Below are 15,640 nucleotides of genomic sequence, written 5' to 3' on the forward strand. Positions count from 1 at the left end.
AAAACCGCTTAGCAAGCTTTGGTCCTAGCTGTTTAGGGCCATTTGCGGATTTAACTCTCCTACAGTAACTGTCATCGTGATAAGTTGATCGTTTCTGCTCACGACGATTTCTAACTGAGCGCCAGGGCGAGTGCCTGCAATTAAATCGAGCGTTTTTGAAACATCAGCGACTGCCTCACCATTGACCGACAACAATAAGTCATTCACTTTAAGACCCGCTTCAGCAGCAGGCCCACCAGCGGTAACCTCTTCTACCAAAATTCCGCGATTATCGTAGCCTTTGCCACTAAAGCCAAGTTGTCCACGACTAACGCGACCATTTTCAATAATATCGTCCATGACACGTTTTGCTATGGGGTAGGGAAGCGCAAAATTAACACCACTAACATCTTGCACTCTGCCGCGATTGTCGAGAGTTTTAAAATTAGCGTTTGTAATGCCGACTAAATACCCGTTTGAATCAATCAAGGCCCCGCCAGAATTCCCAGGATTCAAGACTGCGTCGGTTTGCACTCTATCAAAGTAATTAGCTAGTCCGTTGTTTCTTCCGAGTCGGCTAACGATGCCCGAGGTAATTGTTTGACCAAGATCTAACGGGTTGCCAATAGCCATAACAACATCACCAACGCGCAGGTTAGGTTCTTCAACCTGTGGAATCACATGCAAATTTTCTTCAAATATACGAAGTACGGCTAAATCAGTAACCTCATCAAAGCCGATTAGTTGGGCAGGAATGAATCGACCGTCTTGAATACCGACGATGATGCTGTCGGCATTTCTTATAACGTGATAACAGGTAAGTAGGTAGCCATCATCGCGCATGATGACGCCAGAACCTAAATTTGTTCGCTCAATGGGGCTACTTCTAAATAAACGATTAGAGTTTTCTAAACTCACGCTATAAATATTGACAACAGCAGGTGCACTACTCGCGAGAGCGTCATAGTAACTTAGGCGCTGAGGAGGGTTATGCTCGGTGTTTAAAAAGTGGAGATTTAAGCCTTCACCTTGTCTAAATTCGGGGAACAAGAATAGCAGCATAGCAGCAACCACCACACCCAAAATGATGGGTTTTAGTATTGCTAGCAAAAACCGCGAAAAAATAGACATAAAGAGCAGATTCCCAAAAAACAAAGACTAGCGTCGACACCGCTTCAAATAATAACAAATTCATTGGTTTAAGCATAGCCTTTTGGCTAGGGCATGCGCAGTCAATGCTTGGGCCTGGTGCCAAACTGGCCGCTAAATGTCGAGTGGCGTATCAACTAAGGCGGATAAAAAAAGGCCCATCAATAATGAGATGGGCCTTTGTTATTTGTCCTATATCGCCAAGACGATAGTTTACAAGTTACTGTTATCGAATGACAATGTACAAGCTACTGTTGCCGCGTCTTACGTTAAGTGCAATCACATCTTTGGTGTTACTTATACGCTCAGAAAACTCTTTAAGGTTATTCACGCGTCGGCGGTTGACACCCACTATAATGTCACCTTCGCGCAAACCAATACTGGCAGCAGGAGAACGTTCAGCTACGCTATCAACGCGTATTGCATCACTACCATCTTTGTCTTTAGCATTGCTAAGCTGCGCGCCTTCAAGGGCAGGGTGCATTTCTTTTGCTGCAGCCTGACTTGGACCTGCAGCATCAAGTACAACCTTCACTTTTTGTTTTTCACCTGAGCGAATTATAGTGAGGTCTACCTCAGCACCTGCACCTAAACTTGCAATTTTAGCGCGTAGCTCGTTAAATCCTGTAAGGGTATTGCCGTTTATCTCAGTGATTATATCACCAGCTTGCAATCCGGCTTTTTCTGCTGCAGTCCCTGGGGCAACTTCATTTACAAAGGCACCAATGTTGACTTCAGAATTGAAAGCATCAGCGAGCCCTTCGTCAACATCGCCACCAATGATGCCTAGCAGGCCGCGGCGCACCTCACCAAATTCTATAATTTGATCGACCAAGCTTTTCATCATGTTGCTTGGGATGGCAAATCCTATGCCTACATTGCCGCCATTTGGTCCAAAAATAGCAGTGTTAATACCCACTAATTCACCGCGTAAATTCACTAATGCACCGCCTGAGTTACCGCGATTTATGGCGGCGTCAGTTTGAATGAAATCTTCATAGCCACCAATATTCAGACCAGAGCGGCCTAAGGCACTAACGATTCCAGAGGTCACGGTTTGGCTTAAACCAAATGGATTGCCTATGGCGACAACAAAATCACCCACAAGTAATTCATCTGAATTAGCCAATTCGACATCGACTAAACGCTCAGCATCAATTTGAAGTAAAGCGATATCACTTTGCTCGTCAGCGCCTAGCTTTTTGGCAACTAATTCGCGTCCGTCGGTAAGTTTAACTAAAATCTCGTCAGCATTATCAACCACGTGATTGTTTGTTACCACATAGCCCTTTTTGGCATCTATAATCACACCAGACCCCAAACCTCTGAACGGTCGTTCTTGGGCTTGGTTGTTGGGGTTACCAAAAAAATACTTGAACATTTCAGGAACTTGCTGTTGAGTTGTTTGGGTACCTTTGACCGCAATACTCACAATGGCAGGTGTTGTATCTTCAAGCATAGGGGCAAGGGAAGGCATTTCGTCTTTAGAAAAAAACGGAATACCTGCTAAGGCATTGGCTGAAGTTGCGGCTACAAAAGCCGCGGTAATCACCGCAAAAGCAGCTTGGCGTATGGCTCTTTTCATGAATCTAAATACTCCTAAATAATTATACCTAGTACAGACCTTAACTTAGGGGCATTAGTTCATATCTCAAGCTAATTGGTAGTTTTTTCTTTTGAAAACTCAGCTTGTATACCTGGTGTGCCTACAAATACGCCCGATCCGCTATTAGCAAAGTCTTTTGGTTGGTCGTCAATATTTTCGCTCATCATCGTTTTATTTGCTGAGCTGTCAGTATTGCGTAGGAACATACTAGCGTGTTCGCCGAAAAAAGTATTTTTAGAATAATCTTCATTAGAGACGTCGAGTGATTGTTCATATTCTTTCACGCTATTTAGTAAACGGTTTAGCTCGTTTTCTAGACTTTGAATAGATTGGCGAGTCACATCTAAATGATTTTTAGCTTGTAGCGCCAATAAGCCCTTTAACTCAGATTCAGTGCTACTTTTAGCGCTTTTCTTAGCTGATGCGGCAGAGTTAGTCCAAAACCACGCTATAGCAAAGCCCACGATTAACCCAACAATAAGGCCAATTAATATTGCGAGAAGGTCCATAGATAACTCCAAAATAGAAAAATAGAAAATAACGAGCTTGATCTTTGACTATCCTTGCGTCAGTTGCAAGTGCTATTTATGTAAATGTGTGTGTCTAAATCAAAAAAATCAACTTTTAAACCGCTACAATGCACACATCATCGCTATTCAATTCATTTGTAGCCTTGTATAATTATGTGATTGCTTTAATGATACTTGAAAAAGGCCCGTGAATGACTCCTTGGGAAAAATACCAAGACGACCTCTCTTTTATTGATTTTCAGTACGATGCTGCGCAAGAAAACGCAGTTAAAGAACTTCAACGATTGTTTGATGAACTAACCCAACCTAAAAAAAGCGTACGTGGCGAGTCACGTTGAAAGCGACGTTTGGGCGGGCTATGGAAAAACCCAATATTCAAGGTATCTATTTTTGGGGCGGAGTAGGCCGAGGGAAAACCTATTTGGTTGATACCTTTTACGAATGCTTACCTTTCGAAAATAAGATGCGAGTGCATTTTCATCGATTTATGCATCGAGTACATCAGGAGTTAAAATTACTCGATAAACAACAAGACCCATTGAAACTGATAGCAAAGAAGCTGGCCAAAGAGACCCGCATTATTTGTTTTGACGAATTTTTTGTTTCAGACATTACCGACGCCATGATTTTGGGCACGCTTATTCAAGAATTGTTTGCGCAAGGTATTGTGTTGGTGGCAACCTCTAATATCGAGCCAAACGGCTTATATAAGAATGGCTTGCAGCGCACGCGGTTTTTACCCGCGATTGAACTTATTAACCAACACACCCGTGTGGTGAATGTAGATAGCGGCAATGACTACCGCATGCGCACGCTCGAACAGGCTGAAATATACCATTTCCCCCTAGATAAGGCCGCGCAAGAAAACCTAAATAACTACTTTAGCAAATTAACACCCGACAAATATGAAAGTAACGTAGCCATCGATATTGAAGGTCGTAAGATTCCGAGTATGAAAAAAGCAGAAGGGGTCATTATGTTTGAGTTTTTAGCTCTGTGCGATGGTCCTAGAAGCCAAACCGATTACATCGAAATTAGTCGTGAATATCAGACCGTTTTGCTAGCAAATGTCACGCAAATGGATGGGTCAAAAGATGATGTCGCTCGACGTTTCATTGCCATGATTGATGAATTTTACGAACGCAAGGTCAAACTCATCATTTCAGCTGAAGTAAATATGGAAAGTTTGTATAGCGATGGCCGTTTGAATTTTGAGTTCCAGCGCTGCTTGAGTCGTTTGCAAGAAATGCAGTCACGAGACTATTTGTCCCAGGCACATTTATCTTAGAAGTGAGCCTCATCGTTTTTTTAAAACAAGTGTCAGCTTTAGGCCAAAGTTTCTGAGTCTGAGCTATGAGCACTGTATTTAGACAAAACGGCATTCTATACTGGTTTCCTCGCTGTCAAAAAACATCCATAAGCCGCCGTTGAGTTCGATTAGCTAAAAACCATCAATAAGCAGATCAAGACCATATTTTATGTCTTGTCGCTTTTGAGTAATTTGCGAAAACTTACTCGTTTTAAGGTTTTTCTGCGACACGGTCGCTATGTCAAGGAGGTCTATATAGTACTCCTCACCTTCAAGCTCACATGGGATTTGAAGGTTACTAATTAAAGTCCTACTCTGCCTTTTTAAGGGTGCGACTAACAAGGATTCTACATCGTTAAAAGTAGTGTTTGTCAAAACAACAACTAGTTGGGACGAGTAACTATAAATGTAAAATTGTTCAATCATCGAGTTGCCCAATAGACTCGGAAAAAGTTCCATGCTTTAGAATTTCTTGGTTGTGAAGTTCAATTGCTGACTTATTATCTATCATCCATTGAGATTGTTTTCTAATAGTAACTTCTTTTTCCAAAGCAGATTCAAAGACAACAGAAAGTTTTATATTCAGATCTTTGGCGGTTTTAAGTAAGTCACTATTGATTGTCGTATTGCAAGCAGATTTTTGAGGCATGAAACCACCATTTAAATAACGCGCATAATTTATGCGCATAATAATATGCCATATTTACTAGGTATTCAATACTAACAGCATGAGTATTATTTTTATTATCGAATTACAAGAGGTATATCAGCTAACATCCAATACCGGTCATAGACGATACATCCAACACCTTATTTGAAACTTCCCACCGTCATCATCGCGAAGGCGGTGACCTCCAACTATTTAAGAAATGTTTCGATAACAATAGGTTTTATGTTATTGAAATAACTTTTCTTTTTTGAATTTACTATGCTGTTTGGGAGGTTGCCGCCTGCGCGGCAATGACCTAGGATGTTTGAAGGTTAGAGGTGAAAATCCGTCCGCTATCTGCCTCTTAGCCGACCATCAATACAACAACTATTTAGGAGAAAGTGACTCGTAAAACTTCTTAAAATTTAGAAAAAGTATTACGACCTTACTCTAATAAGTCGCTAATTAGTCATTGGCTAATGGTCAGATTATTTACTGTTTGCTTCTATCTTTCTTTCTGAGATAAACCATTGCTTTAAGTCAACCGCCGTAGATGAGTTAAATCTAATTAGCAAAACTAAGCCTTATTTAGAGGAATGTTTTAAATGTAATGGAAAATCAACTATCCACGCTTGCAATAGACCTTCGCTCTGACCCTCAAATGGTCTGTCAGATGTGAAGATTAGTTTTTTCCCATCAGGGCTTATTCTTGCTCCAAACTCAGCATAGCCAGTATTTACTGTATCTCCAACGTTGATAGGGCTTTGCCAAATACCGTCAACCTTATTTGATATAAATATATCTGCGCTACCTTTACCTCCTCTATTAGAATAACTCAGTAGCATCAAGTTTCCTTCGGGGTTTACCCATACGCCGTCATCTCTGTCTGTTGAGTTAATTGGTGCGGGTAAGGGGTGAGCAATTGCGTATTCTCCGCTTTGTGTAGCTCGTGCAAGATAAATGTCTCTTTCACCAGTTCCATCAGATCGTTCTGTCATGAAATAAAGATCACCGCTGTTAGTTACACTTGGAAGAGACTCGTTATGTACAAAACGTGTTTTTTTAATTGCACCCGCTCTAGGTCTGTTAATATCAGCGCCCAATATTGCTTGCGGAACGGCTTCAGGTTCACTTAGGTCTAAGCTGAAAAGGTCAAAATTTTCGTATATATCTAGGTTTTTATATTCAGAACGAGGGCTGCCCACGAGAATAAAAGGCGCTTGCCATCAGGCGTCACAAATGGCCAATCAACTCTATCGTTTGTTGGCAGCCTTACAAATACTGGTTTAGTCCATCGCTTACCATTGTAAGTTGATGTTTTTAAACGTTGGGGACATTCCCAAATGGGAGAGCATTCTGATTGTGAAAAATAAATTCGATTGCCATCTGGAGTATAGCTTGGGCTTAGCGTGATTTTGCCGTCTTGCTGAATATCGTCAGGAAAAAAACGTTCGGCTGTTGGTATGCAATTCGACAATTACACTAGCGATGAAAGTGACATTTTCTTAACTGCTATCAAATGTAAATGGTTTTTTACAAAAAATTATTTGCTAGCGTTGACAAAGTGTGAAATATTCAAATCGAAGGGAAACGAACCTAACTACAAGAGAAATGATTCTATGAAAAAAAACGTTTACACACTGGGCTCTATTTTGACAGTTATTGCTGCCTTATCGATGTCAGTTGCTGCGCAAGCACAACAAAAAGTTAACCCTTGGAAAGATTGTGGCATCGGGGCGATGATTTTTGACGACAATGGCACTGCTGCTGCGTTATCTAACATCATCTGGGATTTAGGCACAACTGCCGTTACTTCAGCGTCTGCATCTGAAGACAGTTGTGAGGGCAATAAGGTTGTTGCTGCCCAGTTTATCAATGAAACTTACGCATCTATTGAGCAAGACCTTGTGAAAGGCAACGGCGAGCATTTATCTGCAATGCTAACGCTAATGTCATGTTCAGCTGATTCAGCGAATGTTATCCGCAATGCATTAGCAACAAAACTTGAAAACGACGATTTTGTAAATTCGTCAAAAGAGATTAAAGCAGAATCTTTATACAAAATTACTGACGCCGCTTGCACCGTAAGCTAAATTAATTTGTTCGTTTCCTTCTACATATATTTGGCCGCATAGTGTGCGGCCTTTAATGTTGTTATTATTCTCTGTTATGCTTAAACCAACTGCTCTTCTTTTCGCTTTGTTGTTTAGTCTATCTGCAAATGCCATTAGCCAAATTACTAAAGAACTTGATGAGCAAATACTAGCACTCTCAGAATCAAGACAATGGCTTAAATTACTGCATGTTGAAAAAGGCGAGTCGGAGATTGGGTCAGCCACTTTTTTTGACAAATCCCGTGGCAGATAATTTTACTTATCGAGAATTAGTGGCAACACTACAAAAGGCGAAGATTAACCCAATACTCGAGAATGGCTTTAGCTTCAAGTGCAATTATCCTGCACGAACGCTATTCCTCGCAAAGCATGGCTTTATTGATGCATTTAGCTTGTCCGATTGCCCTGAACTGGTTGAGTGGATAGGTGCTGACGAATTTGATATCTCGGTTGTTTACGCCGACGGCTATCTTGGCAATCCAGCCTCTTTTTATGGTCATTTGATACTTAAATTTGAAACTGACGAAGTCACTAAAGAATTGTTTAGTAACAGTGTAAACTTTGGTGCCGTGGTACCTAATGATGAAAATCCTGTCGTTTATATACTCAAGGGGCTTTTTGGCGGCTATCAAGCTGAATACTCTTCCAATTACTTCTTTAGACATAATTTAAACTATACCGAAGTAGAAATGCGTGATTTATGGAAATATACATTACAGTTAAATAGGTACGACAAACACTTACTCGCCGCCCATGCTTGGGAGTTAATGCGGTCTGAATATACTTATTACTTCACTTCTCGTAATTGTGCATATCACTTAGCAAAGGCTATTGAGGTCGTAAGCCAAGAAGATATTTTATCCTCATTACATCCTTTTGTGTTACCCATCGATGTATTCAAGAGCATGGAAAAAATGCAACAAAATGGCATGCCGCTTGTATCTCAACCTGACTATATACCCTCAAGGCAAAGTAAATTTAGACACAACTTCAGTGGACTGTCTCCAACACAACAAAAAGCGATGAAAACCTACTTCAGTACAAATGAATCAATCAAAGCAATGCAACTAGGTCTAGATTCTCAGCTTCTTGATGTGTTTTACGATTATGTCTCCTTTGCACTGACACAAGCTAAAGGAGACGAGCAAAGTATTCTTTGGCTAAATACGAAAAAAAGAGATATTCAACTCGCTAGAATTAAACTTCCCGCGAACGAAACTCGGGTCAGTATTGATAAACCTAAAGTTGATCCTGATGTGGGGCATAAACCTTCATTAGCGCGCTTTGCCTTTGCACACTCCGACAGGAATAACGTGATTGACTTGACACTAAGGCCTGCTTTTTATGACTTGCTATCTTCTGGTGGCTCATTACTTCCGAATTCAGCTTTAACAATGGGAGAAGTTGGTATTCGTTTGAGCGCAAATAATATCGAACTATCCCATATTGATTTGCTGAAAATTGAAACTTATCCTGTAGAGGCGAGCGGCCTCAACTATGACGAAGGCTTGGCTTGGAATGTAAACGTGGGCGGCCAGCGAAATTATATTGATGGTTTGGATAATCGTTTTGAAGCATTTGCTCAAGGGGGGCTGGCTATGCAAGCCGCTATTTTACTAATACCACTGGGTACGCCACACTAAATGCTAGAATAACGAGTCCAAACTTACTTGGTTCGCGAGTATTTTTGCTCCCTACTATTGGTCTACTCGGGAGCATTCAAGGTCAAAAACTACATTGCGAATTAAGCTATGTATACGATATCAAAAATCATAGTCATCGGTCTAAACGAAAAATAGGCTGTGGCATATCGCTTTTACAAAGCGAAAGCGCTGATATTCGCATCCGCATTAGCTCGTATTTTAAAACAGAAGCTTCAATCGGTTTCAGTTGGTACTGGTAATAGAAATTTCAATAGTCCACTTTATTGATGGTTAATATCAATCGCTTAAGGCGAATGAGGGATGACTTCAAAACTACGTGTTTTGCTTTTACCTATCTGCAGGCAAAAATCGTGCTTTTTGTTTGCCAGTTTGGCTGGGCAAACAAAAAAACCGTCAACATAAACTGTTGACGGTTTTTAGAGTCACACTTTATGACTATTTATGATTAGAAGTTGTAATTATATGAAATTGAAAGACCAGTCGGTGTTTCTCTTTCACGCACCGCTACACCCGCCTGAGTCACCTCTTGATCTTCATCAAGAAGATTTTGCAATTTAAAAGTCACGGTACTATTAAAGTCCGGGTAATAACTATATACAAAATCAAGTGAATGGAAAGGTTGTTCAAATACATCTGGATTACCACCTAAACCACTAGCCAAAATGCGCTCGCCAAATACATTATAAACTAACGAAGCAGCGTGTTCGCCATTCGCAGAATCATAATTTAGTTGGAAGTTAACAACATACTCAGAATGGCCTGCCATTCGACGGGTCGTGTTTGTTACCGCTCCTGCACGCGCTGGGTCGATAGTGACTTCAGAATCACTTAAAGTAACGTTACCAGACACAAATAATCCACTGTAAACTTCGGACAAGTCTCTTAAAAACTCTGCTTCAATACCGGTGACAGTTGCTTCTTCACCGTTAATAAACTGAGAATTGTAGTCTTCATCTCCGCGTCGCAATCTACTTTCAATTGGATCAGATATCTCTTTGTGGAACAATGCTATTGAGTAACTATTGCCTAAATCCCCGTAATACTCATATCTCAAGTCTATATGGTTTATTGATGACGTAACCAAATTCGGATTACCAAATGTTCTAATATCAGTCAGTGGATCGAAATAGAACACTGGGACTACTTCTCTGAAATCTGGTCGAACAACACTTTGACCAAAACTTGCACGAAGCTGATAATCATCTTGTAAATAAGTAAAAGCCAAAGATCCAAAAACGTCATCTTCTTTAATACTTCCAGCTTCAATCGTATCAGGATCATAGAATATATCTAAGTCCTGCTGAGTGAAAATAAGAGATGAAGACGCAATTGCGGTCTGCGAAAACTGCTCCCAACGAACACCACCGGTAATACGATAAACGTTATCCCAAATAAGGTCAGCCATACCGTAGCCAGCTTCTACCATTTGTGCAGCAATATAATCATCTGCATTTGGTGCAATTGGTTCGTTGAAATTGATTGCTACAAAATTACTGTCTACAAATTGATCAGTTAAAAAGCCTGAATCACTTAAGGTATCAGCACCACTGGCGTTTATAACAGTCGCAGTGCCTCCCACATTATCGATACTAAACCCATCAGTAGTATAATAACGTCCCCTTTCAGTAAAATCGTAACCTGCTTTTAACTCTATGTCGTAGCCATCACCTGTTATAGGTAACGAAAAATTACCGCTGTATGATTTAACGTTGTCATCCATATCAGTGAAGCTATAGATAACTCGGTTATCATCACCAGTAATGACCGTGTTAGATAACACACCATTTGAATCGTAATTATTTCTGAACGTAAATTCAGCATTCCCAGGTATTTCCGTGGTCGCTTCTGACTCAGTATACTGCCAGTCAAATCCAATACCCCAATAATCAAGGAAGGTGTGCTGACCTATGAACTGATGAACGTTAAGCTCACGCTCTTCATAGAAGAAATTATGTTCTTTATCAGCTGCGCCATCTCCTAATATCGTAAATATTGAAGATGCATTTGGGGCTTGAAGTAAAGAAATCTCAGCTTCGTCCTCATCATCTTTCAAATAAATATTAGTGTAGGATATGCTATGAGTGTCATATTCATAACCAAGGCTAAGATAAGTATTCAAGCGTTCATTTACAGTCGTACTAGTTATGTCTTTGAAAGTATCAAAACAAATATTGGCTAAATCTTCCTGGACGTTTATTTCAGTAGCACATCCAGCTTGAACACCATCAGACAAAACTGCCGTCCTTTTTTCAGCTGAAGTCGTGCTTCTATCGTAGGCAGCTGAGAAAATAGCTCCAATTTTCCCGCCAAAAATATCCTCATCAAAAGAGTTACCAATGCCGAACTTACCACTCCAATCAATATCAGCACTGTCTTGTGACACACCATAATCTCTGTAGAGCGTCTTCATTAGTGACTTATTGAATTCTGTTGCCTGCTGCGCAGCGGTGGTATCCCCATCGGTAAGAGACTGTCGAGTGATAATGTTGGCAATACTGAAATCCCCACGAAGATTCCCAATAGCCGCCCTAAGATCAGGTGACACCCCAGCGTCGCTGTTATTATAACTAATGTCGTCAGCGTCAGTTAATCTGTCACCTACTCCTAACTCAACGAACCCAATGAATTCGTTTGGTATTGATTTAGTTCTAATATCGATGTACCCACCACCAAATCCAGCTTGGATGTTAGGTGAATATGCCTTTTGCACAGACAACGATTCAATTATATTAGATGGAAAAATATCCAGAGGGATGACGTTACGACTCAAATCTGGACTTGGAACAGCTGCACCATTCAATCTAGCGCTTGAATAGCGTTCACCTAGCCCCCTTACATAGATAAACTTACCGTCTACTAAGGTTAGACCGGTAACACGGCGAAGGGCAGAAGCAGCATCGCTATCACCTGTTCGCGATATCTGTTCAGCGCCCAATATATCGGCAACGAATGCTTGATTTTTCTCTCTTCAATTACCGCTGTTGCGGTTCCTTGCAAGCGCGTACCTTTAGTCACCACCTCTTCAATGCTTTCTTCATCAGAGGTTTGAGCCATTAGGGACACCGGCAACAATGCTGACGCGACCGCAACAGTCAGTGCACTTAATTTATTCAATTTCTTCATAATGCTTCCCAAGATTAAAAAAAGGCGCTCTAAATTCTGTGGAGCGCCTATATAGAGACTAAATGACGCTATTAATCTTGTTCTGCAGCATCGTATGCCGCACGTACCCAGTTATACCATGTAGAAGAGGTATCTTCAGATGAAAGCGCACCTATGAAGTTACCACCAGTAAAGAACGGGTCGTCTAGGGTAGCAGGGTCAAATGCAGTTGCTGTGATAGGAGTACCAGCACCAACGTTAGTGTGTATGTCAGCAACTAAGACTTCTGAACCGAATGCCAACGTCTGAACATTTGTTTGACCTTCCCACCAACTCGCTAAAGTTGCGCCAGGATTATCTGCATCTGGATCATCGAACGTGCCACTAGCAGTCACTTCAGGGCAAGCAGCAACAGCGCCGTTAAATGTAATTTTAGTTGAATTAATGTGTCCATCACCACTGAAAGTAAAGCAAGGTGAATTCACTTCTGAAGGATCTCACTAACAATACGTTATAAAAATCCGACGTGTATGCATCATCAAACTTCATAGCTGTTGAAGAATCATCATCACGTACTGACTTTTCATCTGTTGTAATTACAGTTACGTTTGAAATAGTTGTCTTAGACACAGGAGATTGCGTGTAATCTCCAGAAGTACGACTATTGTCGTTTTTAGCACCATCTTGCTCAAACCCACCGTTACCCATGTTTGCAACCGTGCCAGTGCGCGTATTGACTGTGCCGTGTTTAACAAATAAATATTGTAGCTTGCCTTGGTAACCAGCATCAAAGTCAAATGAATCATCTTGAGTATCGGTCACTACGATATACTTAAGGTTTGCTGCGCCACCAAATGTTTCAATGCCATCATCAAAGCCTTGGTGAATATGGATATATTCAAACTTAGACTGAGCACCTACCGCATTAAGCGTGAGTGAGTTCAAATCGTCACCACCGCCACCGGCGCGTGGACCTGAACCAGCATACCAAATTTTTACAAATTCCATGTTTCCGCTTGACTCTGCGTTGCTGCTTCCGCCGTAATAGCTAGTAATACCTTCTGAAGCCACGTCACATGTGTTCGCATCTCGCTCAGCATCAGTACAGTTATCTGTGATACCGTTACCATTAATAATAATACCACCCCAGTCAGCGTACTGTGGACCTTGACCAGCGGTATCGAATCGGTCAAACGCTTTTGAAGATGTAAAAACTATTGGCTTTTCTGACGTACCAATTGCTTGAATTTTAGCGCCGCGTGCAATACGTAATATTGCTTCACCTGAATCAAATGCAACTGTTGCGCCAGCTTCAACAGTTAGTGTAGGACCGTTAGCAGGTACGACAAAACCTTCTGACGTTTGACCGTCTGCACCTATTTGTAGTGCTTGTTCGAATCTGTGAACACCACCATCTGGTAACTCAGAAAGCGTGATGTTTTGAGTAATACTGATATTTCCATTTGCAAAAGATGAACTATATATGCAATCTGCACCTGATTTAACACCTTCAACAACACCCACATCAGATGTGTAAGACGCACAATCCACTTCTACCACAGGATCAGGATTGGTAGTTGTTGTATTGTTCGAGTTATTGACGCTGTTATCTGCGCTATTGTCATTAACAGTCGGGGTAATGTTGATGTCTCCGCCACAAGCTGTCAATGCAATTGCAGAAGCTACTGCGCTAACTCGAAAGAGTCGTGATAAATTCATACTTTTGTCTCCAAACAAAAAATTCATGTGTATTATTGTGATGCCAGTTTGTTGCATCGATTTTTGTAAACGAGGTGTAAGGTACAGTATGAATATGACAATATTGTTACACTGTTAAGATGTAATAAAAAGTTCACGTAGTTAGTTATATTGCTGTTTTTATTGCATTTTTTAAACTTTTGGAATCTGGGTTTTAAGCAGCTTTGCCAAAATAACTAGCTAAAGGTTATATTGCAAATTTCACTTTTAGGAGATTTGTCATCAATGGCATAAGGGCTAAGTTCGCTGCTTTTATTGGATTTTATTGGGCAAATGAAAAATACGATTTTATGTGTGCAAGTAGGCAATGTTGACGAGCGCAATTGTTGCGTGATTGAGCATACACCAGAAGCTATTGAGCAAAATTTGCTTGATTTGCATAGGCAAGTATTGGGCAATATTGCTGTTGTGCGTTAGTTTGACAATAAATAATTAGCTAAACACTGCAAGGGTTACATAAATTGAGTACAATAATGAATAAGTGTATAACATAGTGAAGTGATGGTCTTCATATTCGGCTATCAAAAACAATACCACAACCAAAACAGTGAAGAGTGATTTATGGGAAGAAAGTTCGAAGTAAGAAAAATCTCAATGGCCAAAACGGCAACGGCAAAAACCAAAGTGTATTCAAAATACGGTAAAGAAATTTACGTTGTTGCAAAAAATGGTGGGCCCGACCCAGAAGCAAATCTATCTCTTCGTCGTTTAATCGAAAAAGCGAAAAAAGACCAAGTTCCTAGCCATGTTATTGACAAGGCTATTGAAAAAGCCGTTGGTGGCGCCGGTGAAGACTTTGCGCCAGCCCGTTATGAAGGCTTTGGCCCGGGTGGCTGCATGGTGATCGTAGATTGCTTAACAGATAACGTAAATCGCACAATTACCGATGTTCGTAATTGTTTTACTAAAACCGACAGTAAGCTGGGCGGTTTAAACTCTTCAGCCTTCATGTTTGACCATTTAGCCATTTTTGGTTTTGCCGGTGACGATGACGAAGTTATCCTTGAAGTATTGATGGATGCGGACGTTGATGTGACCGACGTTGAAGTTAACGATGGCCAAGTAACGGTATTTGTGCCTCACGTTGAATTCTTTAAAGCGAAAACGGCATTGACCGAAGCCTATCCAGACATCGAATTTGATGTTGAAGAAATCAGCTGGGTGCCTCAAGATACTAAGGACATTAGCGAAGAAGACATGCCCATGTTTGAAAAATTCATGGATATGTTAAACGACTGCGACGACGTGCAAAACGTTTATCACGATGCAAACGTATAGCCCAGCTATTAGCCTAAGCGTAAGGCCAATAATATAACTTTATTGGCCTTTACCCCCTTCAAGCGGCAAGTTTTTATATAACCCACACATCACATAGTTTATACTCCGCGCTAGAGTTGGCCAGACAATCGCTGCTTAATGTTGTTACTAAAGTAACTGTCATTAAGGGGAGGAAAGTCCGGGCTCCAAAGGGCAGGGTGCCAGATAACGTCTGGGCGGCGTGAGCCGACGACAAGTGCAGCAGAGAGGAGACCGCCCGCTAGGCGCAAGCCTTGCAGGTAAGGGTGAAAGGGTGCGGTAAGAGCGCACCGCATTGCTGGTAACAGTATATGGCAAGGTAAACTCCACCCGGAGCAAGACCAAATAGGTTCCCTGACGGCGCGGCCCGCGTTGGGAACGGGTAGGTTGCTTGAGTTATTGAGTGATCAATAACCTAGACGAATGATTGTCATTCTTCGCAAGAAGACTACAGAACCCGGCTTATGCGGCCAACTCTACTTTT

General features: G+C 41.2%; 14 protein-coding genes, 1 other RNA gene and 2 pseudogenes. 7 read left to right on the forward strand and 10 right to left on the reverse strand.

Annotated elements, in window-relative coordinates; translation table 11 throughout:
• Nucleotides 1–24 precede the first annotated feature (24 nt).
• The 3 genes from AC0L6H_RS10505 to AC0L6H_RS10515 all read right to left on the reverse strand — a co-directional run bounded on the left by AC0L6H_RS10505 (nt 25) and on the right by AC0L6H_RS10515 (nt 3,243).
• Nucleotides 25–1,110 carry a trypsin-like peptidase domain-containing protein gene (locus AC0L6H_RS10505; RefSeq protein WP_473394230.1) on the reverse strand — a complete coding sequence of 362 codons (1,086 nt, stop codon included), beginning with the start codon at nt 1,108–1,110 and terminating at the stop codon, nt 25–27.
• Nucleotides 1,111–1,354: 244 nt separating this feature from the next.
• Entirely contained in the window at nt 1,355–2,713 is a 1,359-nt protein-coding gene (locus AC0L6H_RS10510) for a DegQ family serine endoprotease (RefSeq protein WP_473394231.1), read from the reverse strand.
• A 71-nt stretch (nt 2,714–2,784) separates the two neighbouring features.
• Nucleotides 2,785–3,243 (reverse strand): ZapG family protein, encoded by a 459-nt coding sequence (locus tag AC0L6H_RS10515; protein ID WP_473394233.1) that lies wholly within the window; start codon nt 3,241–3,243, stop codon nt 2,785–2,787.
• A gap of 212 nt (nt 3,244–3,455) precedes the next feature.
• Here AC0L6H_RS10515 and zapE point away from each other — a divergent pair.
• Nucleotides 3,456–4,552, forward strand: a pseudogene (zapE, locus tag AC0L6H_RS10520) (cell division protein ZapE).
• A 153-nt stretch (nt 4,553–4,705) separates the two neighbouring features.
• Here the strand turns inward: zapE and AC0L6H_RS10525 are convergent.
• The 4 genes from AC0L6H_RS10525 to AC0L6H_RS10540 all read right to left on the reverse strand — a co-directional run bounded on the left by AC0L6H_RS10525 (nt 4,706) and on the right by AC0L6H_RS10540 (nt 6,699).
• Nucleotides 4,706–5,032, reverse strand: a complete 327-nt coding sequence (locus AC0L6H_RS10525; RefSeq protein WP_473394234.1) for a CcdB family protein — start codon at nt 5,030–5,032, stop codon at nt 4,706–4,708.
• Nucleotides 4,992–5,261, reverse strand: coding sequence for a type II toxin-antitoxin system CcdA family antitoxin (locus AC0L6H_RS10530; RefSeq protein ID WP_473394235.1), 270 nt, complete (start codon nt 5,259–5,261; stop codon nt 4,992–4,994). The genes AC0L6H_RS10525 and AC0L6H_RS10530 overlap by 41 nt, the downstream gene beginning before the upstream one ends.
• Nucleotides 5,262–5,806: 545 nt before the next feature.
• Nucleotides 5,807–6,427: a hypothetical protein gene (locus AC0L6H_RS10535; protein WP_473394236.1), complete on the reverse strand. Its 621-nt coding sequence runs from the start codon at nt 6,425–6,427 to the stop codon at nt 5,807–5,809.
• Nucleotides 6,394–6,699, reverse strand: coding sequence for a TolB-like translocation protein (locus AC0L6H_RS10540; RefSeq protein ID WP_473394238.1), 306 nt, complete (start codon nt 6,697–6,699; stop codon nt 6,394–6,396). The genes AC0L6H_RS10535 and AC0L6H_RS10540 overlap by 34 nt, the downstream gene beginning before the upstream one ends.
• A 142-nt stretch (nt 6,700–6,841) precedes the next feature.
• Between AC0L6H_RS10540 and AC0L6H_RS10545 the strand changes: the two genes are divergently transcribed.
• Genes AC0L6H_RS10545 through AC0L6H_RS10555 form a run of 3 tightly spaced genes read left to right on the forward strand, consistent with a single transcriptional unit; the run spans nt 6,842 to nt 8,979 of the window.
• Complete coding sequence (locus AC0L6H_RS10545) at nt 6,842–7,315, forward strand: DUF3015 family protein (RefSeq protein WP_473394239.1); 474 nt, start codon at nt 6,842–6,844, stop codon at nt 7,313–7,315.
• A gap of 55 nt (nt 7,316–7,370) precedes the next feature.
• Nucleotides 7,371–7,589 carry a hypothetical protein gene (locus AC0L6H_RS10550; RefSeq protein WP_473394240.1) on the forward strand — a complete coding sequence of 73 codons (219 nt, stop codon included), beginning with the start codon at nt 7,371–7,373 and terminating at the stop codon, nt 7,587–7,589.
• Nucleotides 7,579–8,979, forward strand: a complete 1,401-nt coding sequence (locus tag AC0L6H_RS10555) for an Lnb N-terminal periplasmic domain-containing protein (protein WP_473394241.1) — start codon at nt 7,579–7,581, stop codon at nt 8,977–8,979. Before AC0L6H_RS10550 ends, AC0L6H_RS10555 begins: the two co-directional genes overlap by 11 nt.
• A 466-nt stretch (nt 8,980–9,445) precedes the next feature.
• Here AC0L6H_RS10555 and AC0L6H_RS10560 read toward each other — a convergent pair.
• From AC0L6H_RS10560 to AC0L6H_RS10570, 3 genes and pseudogenes are all read right to left on the reverse strand, one after another.
• Nucleotides 9,446–12,123 (reverse strand): annotated as a pseudogene (locus tag AC0L6H_RS10560) (TonB-dependent receptor plug domain-containing protein).
• A gap of 71 nt (nt 12,124–12,194) precedes the next feature.
• On the reverse strand, nt 12,195–12,587 hold the full coding sequence (locus AC0L6H_RS10565) for a hypothetical protein (protein WP_473394243.1): 393 nt from the start codon (nt 12,585–12,587) through the stop codon (nt 12,195–12,197).
• Nucleotides 12,556–13,821 (reverse strand): hypothetical protein, encoded by a 1,266-nt coding sequence (locus AC0L6H_RS10570; protein ID WP_473394244.1) that lies wholly within the window; start codon nt 13,819–13,821, stop codon nt 12,556–12,558. The genes AC0L6H_RS10565 and AC0L6H_RS10570 overlap by 32 nt, the downstream gene beginning before the upstream one ends.
• Before the next feature lie 312 nt (nt 13,822–14,133).
• On the opposite strand from AC0L6H_RS10570, the gene AC0L6H_RS10575 reads away from it, so the two are divergent.
• From AC0L6H_RS10575 to rnpB, 3 genes are all read left to right on the forward strand, one after another.
• Nucleotides 14,134–14,277 (forward strand): hypothetical protein, encoded by a 144-nt coding sequence (locus AC0L6H_RS10575; RefSeq protein WP_473394245.1) that lies wholly within the window; start codon nt 14,134–14,136, stop codon nt 14,275–14,277.
• Nucleotides 14,278–14,421: 144 nt separating this feature from the next.
• A complete protein-coding gene (locus AC0L6H_RS10580; RefSeq protein WP_473394246.1) occupies nt 14,422–15,138 on the forward strand; it encodes a YebC/PmpR family DNA-binding transcriptional regulator in 717 nt (238 codons plus the stop codon).
• Between the two features lie 112 nt (nt 15,139–15,250).
• Nucleotides 15,251–15,638: RNase P RNA component class A (rnpB, locus tag AC0L6H_RS10585), an RNA gene on the forward strand.
• The last annotated feature ends 2 nt before the right edge of the window (nt 15,639–15,640 follow it).

The organism is Glaciecola sp. G7-5, assembly GCF_055808975.1.

Coding starts and splice junctions, on each gene's coding strand:
- AC0L6H_RS10505 (WP_473394230.1), bottom strand. CDS start 1,110: ATGTCTATTTTTTCGCGGTTTTTGCTAGCAATACTAAAACCCATCATT.
- AC0L6H_RS10510 (WP_473394231.1), bottom strand. CDS start 2,713: ATGAAAAGAGCCATACGCCAAGCTGCTTTTGCGGTGATTACCGCGGCT.
- AC0L6H_RS10515 (WP_473394233.1), bottom strand. CDS start 3,243: ATGGACCTTCTCGCAATATTAATTGGCCTTATTGTTGGGTTAATCGTG.
- AC0L6H_RS10525 (WP_473394234.1), bottom strand. CDS start 5,032: ATGGAACTTTTTCCGAGTCTATTGGGCAACTCGATGATTGAACAATTT.
- AC0L6H_RS10530 (WP_473394235.1), bottom strand. CDS start 5,261: ATGCGCATAAATTATGCGCGTTATTTAAATGGTGGTTTCATGCCTCAA.
- AC0L6H_RS10545 (WP_473394239.1), top strand. CDS start 6,842: ATGAAAAAAAACGTTTACACACTGGGCTCTATTTTGACAGTTATTGCT.
- AC0L6H_RS10550 (WP_473394240.1), top strand. CDS start 7,371: ATGTTGTTATTATTCTCTGTTATGCTTAAACCAACTGCTCTTCTTTTC.
- AC0L6H_RS10570 (WP_473394244.1), bottom strand. CDS start 13,821: ATGAATTTATCACGACTCTTTCGAGTTAGCGCAGTAGCTTCTGCAATT.
- AC0L6H_RS10575 (WP_473394245.1), top strand. CDS start 14,134: ATGAAAAATACGATTTTATGTGTGCAAGTAGGCAATGTTGACGAGCGC.
- AC0L6H_RS10580 (WP_473394246.1), top strand. CDS start 14,422: ATGGGAAGAAAGTTCGAAGTAAGAAAAATCTCAATGGCCAAAACGGCA.